Genomic DNA, 10,006 nt, shown 5'->3' with positions numbered 1-10,006 from the left:
GAGGATCTGTAATTGAATTAAAATGTTTCAGAAAAGTAGTGCTCATATTTATGCGACCAAGTAATTATTATGCCTTGATCTGATCACTACTTGCTCTATAAGTTCAATTTATAATGATCTTGCCGTGCTCCATCAAGTTGTTAAAACTTTTTATTGTGCACAAAAAAGCCAGCACGTTATATGCTGGCTTTTGGTCTGTAAATGCTTAGCTTAGTTAAGCAGCATCAGCTTCTTTTTTAACGCTATTACGTGCGGCTTTGCCTGCAAGTAAATCAGCCGGGTCAAAGTCATCAACGTTAATAACATCTAAACGAGATTGCTCAACAGCAGCTAGTTTATCAGCCTCTGCTTGGCTTAAAATGCCTGCTTCAAGCCCCATTTGCGCTACTTTATCAAGCTGAAAGAATGGCAGTTTAAGGCCTTTTTCTTTACATACTCTTTCAAATAATGGCTCAACATCAAGGACGTCTTTAAGCGTTTGCTCTTGACGACCTACAAGGTTAAGTGGCTCATTTGTTAGGTATACGTAGCTTGCTAAACGGTTACGCGTTTCGCTAGGTACTTGTAGTAGTTGTGCTAGTTTATGCTCAAGTTGGTCAGTTGGTTTACGAACAGGGCGACCAAACGGGAATAACAATACTTTTAACACGGCGCGTAGTGGAGCCGAAGGCATGTTATTAATTAAATCAGCAAGTGCACGTTGGCAATGGTAAAGGTGATCTTGGCAACTCCATTTTACTAGAGCAAAATCTTCTTTTTTACGGCCTTCGTCGTTGTAACGCTTAAGCGTTGCAGACACTAAGTATAAATAACTAAGTAAGTCACCTAAACGTGCTGAAATACGTTCTTTACGTTTTAGTGAACCACCAAATACTGCCATGCTAATGTCTGACATAAGAGCAAGTGATGCACTAAAGCGTGACGCTATACGGTAAAATTCAGCAGTTTCGTCGTTGTACGGCACACTTGTAAAACGAGCGCCGGTAAGTGCAAGCCATTTAGTACGTACAAGGTTCGACATAGTAAAACCAATGTGACCCATTAGCGCTTTATCAAATACGTTAAGCGCTTCTTCGCGGTCTTCAATTTCGCACGCACCTAGTTCGGTAAGTACAAATGGATGACAGCGAATTGCACCTTGACCATAAATAATCATATTACGGGTCAAGATGTTTGCACCTTCAACGGTAATGGCAATAGGTGCCCCTTGATAGCCACGACCTAAATAGTTATTTGGCCCAAGCATGATGCCCTTACCGCCAAGTACATCCATTGCATGAATAGTTGCATCACGCATTTGCTCTGTCAGGTGGTATTTAATAATGGCAGAAACTACCGATGGCTTTTCGCCTAAATCCACCGCACCCGTAGACATACTAACCGCAGCATCAGAGCTGTATGCGTAACCAGCAAGTTTTGCTAGTGACTCTTCAACACCTTCCATTTTACCAATAGGTAAACGGAACTGACGACGAATACGGCTATACGCACCCGTTGCAACGGCAATCATTTTAATGCCACCGGCAGAATTTGACGGCAATGTAATCGCACGACCAACCGATAAACACTCAACCAGCATGCGCCAGCCTTGACCAGCCATATCTGGACCACCAATAATATAATCAAGTGGTACGAAAATATCTTTACCGCGAGTAGGACCATTTTGAAATGGTACGTTTAGCGGGAAATGTCGACGACCAATTTCAACTCCAGGAGTGTCCGTTGGAATAAGTGCACAGGTGATGCCTGGCTCTTTATTGTCGCCAATTAGGCCATCTGGATCTTGTAACTTAAACGCAAGACCAAGTACGGTAGCCACTGGGGCAAGTGTAATGTAACGCTTATTCCACGTTAAACTAACACCCACAACTTCCTCACCATTCCATTGCCCTTTACATACCACACCGTAGTCTGGAATTGAGCTTGCATCAGAACCCGCTTCTGGCGAAGTTAATGCAAAACATGGAATTTCTTGACCGCTCGCTAGGCGCGGTAAGTAATGATCTTTTTGCTCTTTTGTACCATAGTGTTGTAATAATTCACCTGGGCCTAAAGAGTTCGGTACACCAACAATTGACGAAAGTAATGTTGATTTACTTGTTAGTTTTTGAAGTACACAAGACTGTGCAAATGCAGAAAACTCTAAACCGCCGTATTCTTTTTTGATGATCATGGCAAAAAATTTATTATCTTTTAGATACTGCCACACATCTTGAGGAAGGTCGGTTAGTTCGTGCGTTGCTTCCCAATCGTCCAACATGCTACAAACTACTTCAACAGGGCCATCAACAAAGGCTTGCTCTTCAATAGTAAGTTTAGGAACTGGGTATTGGTGAAGTTTTTTCCAATCTGGGTTACCGCAAAATAAGTCAGCTTCCCACCACGTCGTACCGGCATCAATAGCTGATTTTTCAGTATCAGACATGCTTGGCGTTACTTTTTTAAACGTAGCAAAAATAGGCTTGATGATATATTGCTGACGAAGGCCAGTAACAGAAAGAGGAACCGCGATGATCAAAAAGATCAACCAGCTAATTAAACCAAAAGCACCCGCAAAGGTACCAATTAATAAAGTAATAGCCGAAACACCAAGTGCTGTGTTCCAACTTGCTCTGTGGTAAACCGCAGTGCAAAGCAACGCGATTAGAACCAGTGTAAATATGAGTGTCATTTTTATTCCTTAATAGAGGTCAGACCACCTCACTTAGAGTAGCGCTAGTAACAGTAATTTTCAAGTACATAACGATGTTAAATTGTAGTAGAAAGTAACTTAAATACGATATTTAATTACCCGACAGAGGAACGCTCAATAACTATCGTATAGTCAAAGCATTAGCCGTAAGTAGTGTTAACGTAAAAATAAATAAATCTAATAGCAAAATGACACTTTTTAAGTAAGTATAACCGTTATAGCGGGCTGCAATTTAGTGTACGCTTAATACACAAATATTCGCTATTTATTTTAATGTATGGTTTTTAAGGGTTATTTTATTAATGTGTGAATTACTTGGCATGTCAGCCAATGTGCCTACCGATATTTGTTTTAGTTTTTCAGGCCTTTTAGAGCGTGGTGGTAATACAGGTCCTCATAAAGATGGTTGGGGTATTACATTTTACGAAGGTAAAGGCTGTAGAACCTTTAAAGATCCTGAGCCGAGTTATCAATCTGAAATTGCAAAGCTCGTTAAAGCATACCCAATTAAAAGTGTCTCGGTTATTAGCCATATTCGCCAAGGTAACCGCGGGCGAGTATGTCTTGAAAATACTCATCCTTTTACACGAGAGTTATGGGGGCGTGAAATCACTTACGCTCATAACGGGCAGCTATCTAATTATCATGATTTAAAACCGCAGTACTATCGCCCAGTGGGTAACACCGATAGTGAACTCGCTTTTTGTTGGTTACTTGATAAAATTCGCGAAAAATACCCAAAGCGTCCAAGTAATATGGCGTCGGTTTTTAGATACGCTGCTAAGTTGTCGCATACTCTGCGTGAAAAAGGGGTGTTTAATATGTTATTGACCGACGGGGTGTTTGTTTTAGCGTATTGCACTAATAACTTACATTACATAACGCGCCGTGCGCCATTTGGTAAAGCAACGTTGATTGATGCCGACATGGTGGTTGATTTTCAACAAGAGACCACACCAAACGATGTAGTGACGGTAATAACAACAAGGCCATTAACTAACGATGAGCGTTGGCAAAAAATGGAGCCGGGAGAATTTGCATTGTTTAAGATGGGTGAGCTAATTTAGCCCACCTATTTTATTACTGATTTATTTAAAGCTAGTTAGCTTCTTGAGGTTGTTGTGCTGTAGCAGGCGCAACAGCTGTAGGTGCAGTAACAGTAAATGAATTCATTTGAACTTCAAACTGCTCCATACCTTTTTCGCCTTTCCACATACGTACCAGCATGTAATCCATTTCTGGCGCAAACCACGCAATCGCTTGGCGTTTATCGTTATCGTATAAACGTTTTACTTTAATGGCTTCTACATTACCAATAGGCAACGAAATCATCTCGGTGCCAGATACTTCAAAGTTGTAGTCGCGGCGATTACCTTTTTTGTCTATAAGCGGAAATGAAAAGCTCGTTTCACCTTTTTTCAATCCTTCGCGCACTTGCACTTGGTACGAAATAGCATCCTGAAATTCATCAGTCCATTCGCATTTTAGTGGGTATTCGCTAGCGCTGCTAGTCACTACCTTATTTGTCGTATCAAAATCAATCTTATAATCTTTATCTGGGCCTGTACCGGTGCGGATCATATTGTAATGATGCGGGGTAACCTTACCATCTTTAAAGGTAAACTCTGATGTTTCTTCACGAGAATCAGAAAAGATCATCCACTCAATATTGCTGTGGTATGTTAGTTCATAAGTATCATCGCCCGTTTTTTTGAGCTCACGAACAGCCTCACCATGATTTTTACCTTTGCGTAAAATATCGTAATTAGCTTGATACTGGGTCAATTCGCCTGCAATTAGGCTAGTTGGAAGTAAAGCGCCCGCACATAACAACAGGGCACTTATTTTTTTATTGTGGGTAGTGCGCGCCGTGTGCAGGAAGTTGTTTTTTGTCAAGAACTGCATAATCTGCTTCCATAGTAAGTCTGTGTTCACTGAACCACTTGACCACCAAAGGATAAATTATATGCTCTTGCTCATGCACGCGTTTTGCTAATGTTTCTGCTGTATCATCCTTGAGTACAGGTATTTGCGCCTGAAGAATAACGGGACCGCCGTCTAATTCTTCAGTAACAAAGTGAACACTTACGCCATGAACATCGTCTTTTGCATCAATTGCTCTTTGGTGGGTATTCAGCCCCTGATACTTAGGCAACAAAGATGGATGAATGTTCAACATTTTTCCAACATATTTTTGCACTAAGCCAGGAGTAAGAATACGCATAAACCCAGCTAATACAACTAGATTTGGCATAAAAGAGTCGATAACGTTCATTAATTGCGCATCGTACGCTTCGCGCGAGTCAAAATCTTTATGACTGAGCACTTTTGTAGCAATACCTGCTTGTTTTGCACGCTCTAGGCCATAAGCGTCTGCTTTATTACTAATAACAGCCGCTATATGCCCGTTTATCTCGCCACGTTCGCAGGCATCTATGATGGCTTGTAAATTAGAGCCACTACCTGAGATTAAAACTACCAGACGAGTCGGTGCCATTACTTAGCACCACCTACAATTTCAACTTGCTCTTCGCCAGCTGCTGCATCTTGAATTTCACCAAGGTGCCATGCATTTTCGCCCAAGTCTTTTAGCATTGTTAAGCTTTGCTCAAGTTTGTCAGCAGGGACTACTAAAACCATGCCTACACCACAGTTAAATGTACGGTACATTTCGTGTGTAGTAATGTTGCCGTTTTCTTGTAACCAATTAAAAATTGGTGGCCACTGCCAGCTATCACCTTTAACTACAGCTTTTGCTGAAGCGGGTAATACGCGTGGAATGTTTTCCCAAAAACCGCCGCCAGTAATATGCGAAAGCGCATGTACGTCAACGTTTTTGAATAACTCAAGTAAAGGTTTTACGTAAATACGCGTAGGCTCAAGTAGAGTTTCGCCTAATGTTTTACCTTCAAAGTCAGCGCTGGTATCAGCTTTTGACACTTCAAGTACTTTACGAATTAAAGAGAAGCCATTTGAATGAGGACCGCTTGAAGCAAGTGCAATAAGCTGATCGCCTGCTGCTACTTTTGTGCCATCAATAATTTTTGATTTTTCTACAACGCCTGTACAAAAGCCTGCCATGTCGTAGTCTTCACCATCATACATACCTGGCATTTCAGCTGTTTCGCCACCAATTAGGGCACAACCTGAAATTTCACAACCTTTGCCAATACCTGTCACTACGTCAGCTGCTGTGTCTACATCTAGTTTACCAGTTGCATAGTAATCTAGAAAAAACAGGGGTTCAGCACCTTGAACAATTAAGTCGTTTACACACATTGCAACTAAATCAATACCAACCGTATCATGTTTTTTTAAGTCGATTGCTAAACGTAGTTTAGTACCAACGCCATCTGTGCCTGCAACTAATACTGGTTGCTTGTAGCCTTCAGGAATTTCGCAAAGTGCGCCAAAACCACCAATTCCGCCCATTACTTCAGGACGACGAGTTTTTTTAACTACGCCTTTAATACGCTCAACAAGTGCATTACCAGCGTCGATATCTACGCCCGCGTCTTTATAGCTTAGAGACTGTTTTTGTTCGCTCACAGGTTTTCCTCAAAATAGTTGTTTTGGGTTGCTTAGAAACGCGCGTATTTTACAACAATTGCAAGGTCGCGGCTAGCGTAAATGTAATTTTGAAATAATTAACAAGGACACTTGTCCGCTGTTTGTTGTTTAAATAAACAAAAAAAACGCCCGTAGGCGTTTTTTTAGTATTAAAGGCGTTAAATTAACAAGCTATGCTTTTGCGGTTAATATGGCTCGAAGTGGAGCGGGGTAGCCTTCAATTGTTTTACTTGTATCGTTTGGATCTAAAAAGTCGATTAACGATTCGTTTTCCATCCAGTCGGTTTTACGTTGCTCTTCAAGCGTGGTAATAGCGCAATCTTTTATTTGCACATCTTTAAAGCCAACGCGTTCCATCCACAGCTTTAATGCTGCAGCACTTGGAATAAACCAAACGTTGCGCATTTTAGCGTAGCGGTCGGTTGGGACTAATACCCTGTTTTCGTCGCCTTCAATTACTAGGGTTTCAAGTACGAGTTCGCCGCCTGGGCGAAGCTGCGCTTTTAACTGCGCTAAAAAGTCGATAGGTGAGCGACGATGATAAAGTACACCCATAGAAAAAACAGTATCAAACGCTTTAAGCTCGGGTAATGCTTCTACGCCTAGTGGCAGTAAATGTACGTTTTCATCTGGGTTGTAGTGTTTAATTGCCTGAAACTGACATAAAAATAAATCAGATGGATCAATACCCACGACAAACTCTGCGCCTTCACCGCGCATACGCCATAAATGATACCCTGAGCCACAACCAATATCTAAAACAGTGCGGTCTTTTAGTGGCTCAATATGAGGAAGCAGGCGGTCCCACTTCCAATCACTGCGCCACTCTGTGTCTATTTCAATTCCGTGCACACTAAATGGGCCTTTGCGCCATGGCATCATGCGTTTTAATAAATGCATGGCTTGCTTTTGCTCGCCATCACTCATTTCCCCTGACGCGCCAATTTCTACCTTAGTAGAAATATCAACATGCGAAGTTGCCACCTCAGGCAAGTTTTTAAGTACTTTTTGCCATTTAGGCAAATCACCGTGGCTAGCCTCTTTTTGCCAATGTTTTAATTGAGCAGGGAGGGTTTCTAGCCAGTGACTAAGTGGGCTTTGTGCGATAGATGCGTAAAATTGGTTAAACCATTGAGACATGGATGACTCTCTTTATTTAATTGCTACCATTGAGCAAAAATTAAAACATTGATACCACACTTGAGTTTGGCTAAAACCAATATCTTGTAAGCGAGTAAAGTGAGCGCTTAGTGTATCTGGGCGCATAACGTTTTCGATGGCGGTACGCTTTTGGCTTATTTCAAGCTCAGAGTAACCATTGTGACGTTTAAAGTCGTGGTGTAAATCAATCAATAAATTGTCGCATTGCTCGTTTTCGGCTTTAATTTTTTCGCTTAGCAGCAATACACCACCAGGTTTTAAATTAGCGTATATTTTCTCAAGCACGGCTTGGCGCTGCGCATGTGGAATAAATTGCAGTGTAAAGTTCATTGCCACAACCGATGCGTTTTGAATCTCAAGCTCGTTAATATCGCCCAAAGTAACAGTAACCGGCACATCCGATTTGAAACCTTGTAAGTGCACCTTGCAACGTTCAACCATAGCTTGAGAATTATCTACCGCTATTATATGGCAGTTATCGGTGCGAATATTTCGTCGCATGCTAAGTGTTACTGCGCCAAGTGAGCAGCCTAAATCATAAAGATTTGAGTTACTTTGCGCGTATTCACCCGCAAGCTTACCCATTGTACTGACAATAGTTGCGTACCCAGGTACAGAGCGCTGGATCATATCTGGAAAAACTTCGACTACATTTTGGTCAAAGCTAAAATCTTTTACTTGTTGCTCAGAGGCATAAATACTGTCTTTTATGGTCACGAAGGCAGTCTCTTTGTAAATAATGGCGCTATTTTAACATTTTATACTGGATAGTCAGTGATAAATTCAGTAGCTTGACTAGAATTATGAATAATAAGTACAAAAGAGAAGATTAAATGAGCAAAAGTAAGGTCATCAGCACAGACGATATATTAGCAACCCTTTGTCATTCAGTGACAGGTGTACTCACATCAGCCAGCGGTAATGGTATTAGCTACTCAGCCATGGTGCAAAAAATAACACGTACATGTATGCGACCAGATATTGGTTGCTTTGTTTTATTTGACGGCGGTTTTACAGGGCTCGTAATTACCAACTTTACTTCGCAAGCGGCGATGGAAATTTATGGCGATTACATGCGCAATATGGGAATGCCAGAAGATGAAATAGCGCATAGCCATTTATCAGACGACGTATCAAACGTACTAGGCGAGTTGATGAATCAAATTGTTGGCGACTTTACGTCTAAAGTGCGTGAGCAATTACATACGTCTATTACGCAAAACCAGCCAAAAATGATGGCAATAAACAAGCAAGTGCAAATATCGGTAGATACCACGATGGATCGCCCGCAAGCCCGCCGCGTAACATTCACGACAAGTAAGCAAAATATTTTTTACTTGGAATTAGCGATGGATAAAACAGAGTTCATTAAATTACACGACTTTGATATTGCAGAAGCACTCGACCCAGACGACATAATTGAAAACGAAGCGAAAAAGAAAGCTGAAAAAGAAAGCGCAAAGGCTAAAGAAGTTGTGCAAGACGACGCAGATGACGACTTTATGGCAGGCTTAGGGCTTTAAGATTAAACTTTTTAAGTTGAATGAAATGATGGAATAGAAAAGCGCGATTTTATATTACGCTTTTCTATATAATAAATTACATGGTCATCTTCGAGTTAAATCATTCATTAATGTGGATACGGGGATGTAATAAAGGATGGAAAATCCGTACCAAGCGAGTTGAGCCCAATATACGGTGTCACTAATAGCTTCTAAAAAGTTAAGTCCAATATAGAGAGTTAATGATAAAAACGAAAAAATGAAAATTTGCACTTGTTTGGTACTGAACTTATCTCTGTTTTTATTTTTATCTGGTACATCAAATGTTTTTGCTAGCAACTGTCCCCACAGTATTGATGTTGCTAAAGAAAAATCTGAAAGTTTAATAAAACCAATAAAATCGCCTTGTAGTACTTTGAGTAATAAAAGGACAAGAAATGGTAAAGCTATAAATAAAGCTTCCTTTTTTGCACTCTCATAATTTATTTTACTCATCACTTAAATCCAATTCAGTTTGTTTCACCTTTTCTTGCGGTATCACTCGTACAACTTTAATAATTTCACATTCTATAGAGGTTGTATGTCGGTGTTTATTGACTTTCTTAGTGGTTTTAATATCAGCTAAAAGACCATCGCCTGGCCACAGTTGTGCATCTTTGTCATGATTTTTCCAGCTTTCAAACCAAACCTCATCAGACATTTTAGCCGAAAATTTTCTAAATTTTCTGCTATTACTTTCTAAATCCCAATTTAGACCAAATACATAAGACGGACGTCGAATAATTACAACCTCTCGACATGGGAAAGTCATTTCTACGTTTTCGAACATCTGGGATGCCGGCCGAGGACAAGAGAACTCATCACTAGGGCGTGTTGATCTTTGTGGTATGAAAAACAAACAGCATGAAGATAAGGTATAATTGAATTCGCCAGAAAACTTTACACCGAACCTACATGCCAAGATTAATGTTAACAGACGGGACATGGAATGTCTTATCAAAAGTAATGTACTTAAGTGGTCGAATTTATAATAAGCCCGACCATAGAAAAACGCTCGAAGGCATACTGTATAAGATGCGCA

General features: G+C 40.6%; 10 protein-coding genes and 1 pseudogene. 3 read left to right on the top strand and 8 right to left on the bottom strand.

Annotation, left to right across the window (positions count from 1 at the left end; all coding sequences use genetic code 11):
* Nucleotides 1–214: 214 nt before the first annotated feature.
* The gene (gene fadE, locus QL998_RS19460; protein WP_165724203.1) at nt 215–2,671 is read right to left on the bottom strand and encodes an acyl-CoA dehydrogenase FadE; all 2,457 of its coding nucleotides are present in this window, start codon (nt 2,669–2,671) and stop codon (nt 215–217) included.
* 323 nt (nt 2,672–2,994) lie between these two features.
* Between fadE and QL998_RS19455 the strand changes: the two genes are divergently transcribed.
* Nucleotides 2,995–3,759, top strand: a complete 765-nt coding sequence (locus QL998_RS19455) for a class II glutamine amidotransferase (RefSeq protein WP_182749676.1) — start codon at nt 2,995–2,997, stop codon at nt 3,757–3,759.
* A gap of 31 nt (nt 3,760–3,790) precedes the next feature.
* On the opposite strand, the gene QL998_RS19450 is transcribed toward QL998_RS19455, so the two are convergent.
* The 5 genes from QL998_RS19450 to cmoA form a co-directional block, all read right to left on the bottom strand.
* Nucleotides 3,791–4,525, bottom strand: coding sequence for a DUF3108 domain-containing protein (locus QL998_RS19450; RefSeq protein WP_076924399.1), 735 nt, complete (start codon nt 4,523–4,525; stop codon nt 3,791–3,793).
* A 16-nt stretch (nt 4,526–4,541) separates the two neighbouring features.
* Nucleotides 4,542–5,189 (bottom strand): phosphoribosylglycinamide formyltransferase, encoded by a 648-nt coding sequence (gene purN, locus QL998_RS19445; protein WP_002959994.1) that lies wholly within the window; start codon nt 5,187–5,189, stop codon nt 4,542–4,544.
* Nucleotides 5,189–6,241, bottom strand: coding sequence for a phosphoribosylformylglycinamidine cyclo-ligase (gene purM, locus QL998_RS19440; protein ID WP_002959993.1), 1,053 nt, complete (start codon nt 6,239–6,241; stop codon nt 5,189–5,191). The genes purN and purM overlap by 1 nt, the downstream gene beginning before the upstream one ends.
* Before the next feature lie 192 nt (nt 6,242–6,433).
* On the bottom strand, nt 6,434–7,402 hold the full coding sequence (gene cmoB, locus QL998_RS19435; protein ID WP_290193326.1) for a tRNA 5-methoxyuridine(34)/uridine 5-oxyacetic acid(34) synthase CmoB: 969 nt from the start codon (nt 7,400–7,402) through the stop codon (nt 6,434–6,436).
* 12 nt (nt 7,403–7,414) lie between these two features.
* On the bottom strand, nt 7,415–8,140 hold the full coding sequence (cmoA, locus tag QL998_RS19430) for a carboxy-S-adenosyl-L-methionine synthase CmoA (RefSeq protein WP_007378000.1): 726 nt from the start codon (nt 8,138–8,140) through the stop codon (nt 7,415–7,417).
* Between the two features lie 116 nt (nt 8,141–8,256).
* Here cmoA and QL998_RS19425 point away from each other — a divergent pair, with 116 nt between their 5' ends.
* Entirely contained in the window at nt 8,257–8,946 is a 690-nt protein-coding gene (locus tag QL998_RS19425) for a DUF3334 family protein (RefSeq protein WP_182196000.1), read from the top strand.
* 84 nt (nt 8,947–9,030) lie between these two features.
* On the opposite strand, the gene QL998_RS19420 is transcribed toward QL998_RS19425, so the two are convergent.
* Both QL998_RS19420 and QL998_RS19415 read right to left on the bottom strand, forming a co-directional pair.
* On the bottom strand, nt 9,031–9,420 hold the full coding sequence (locus tag QL998_RS19420; RefSeq protein WP_290193325.1) for a hypothetical protein: 390 nt from the start codon (nt 9,418–9,420) through the stop codon (nt 9,031–9,033).
* Nucleotides 9,413–9,754: a hypothetical protein gene (locus QL998_RS19415; RefSeq protein ID WP_290193324.1), complete on the bottom strand. Its 342-nt coding sequence runs from the start codon at nt 9,752–9,754 to the stop codon at nt 9,413–9,415. The genes QL998_RS19420 and QL998_RS19415 overlap by 8 nt, the downstream gene beginning before the upstream one ends.
* A gap of 125 nt (nt 9,755–9,879) precedes the next feature.
* Here QL998_RS19415 and QL998_RS19410 point away from each other — a divergent pair.
* Nucleotides 9,880–10,006, top strand: a pseudogene (locus tag QL998_RS19410) (IS5/IS1182 family transposase); the annotation flags it as partial.

This window comes from Pseudoalteromonas sp. APC 3691, from assembly GCF_030408135.1.
Lineage (GTDB): Bacteria > Pseudomonadota > Gammaproteobacteria > Enterobacterales > Alteromonadaceae > Pseudoalteromonas.
Note: the sequence above shows the minus strand (reverse complement) of the source record. Positions and strands in the feature narration are given on the sequence as shown.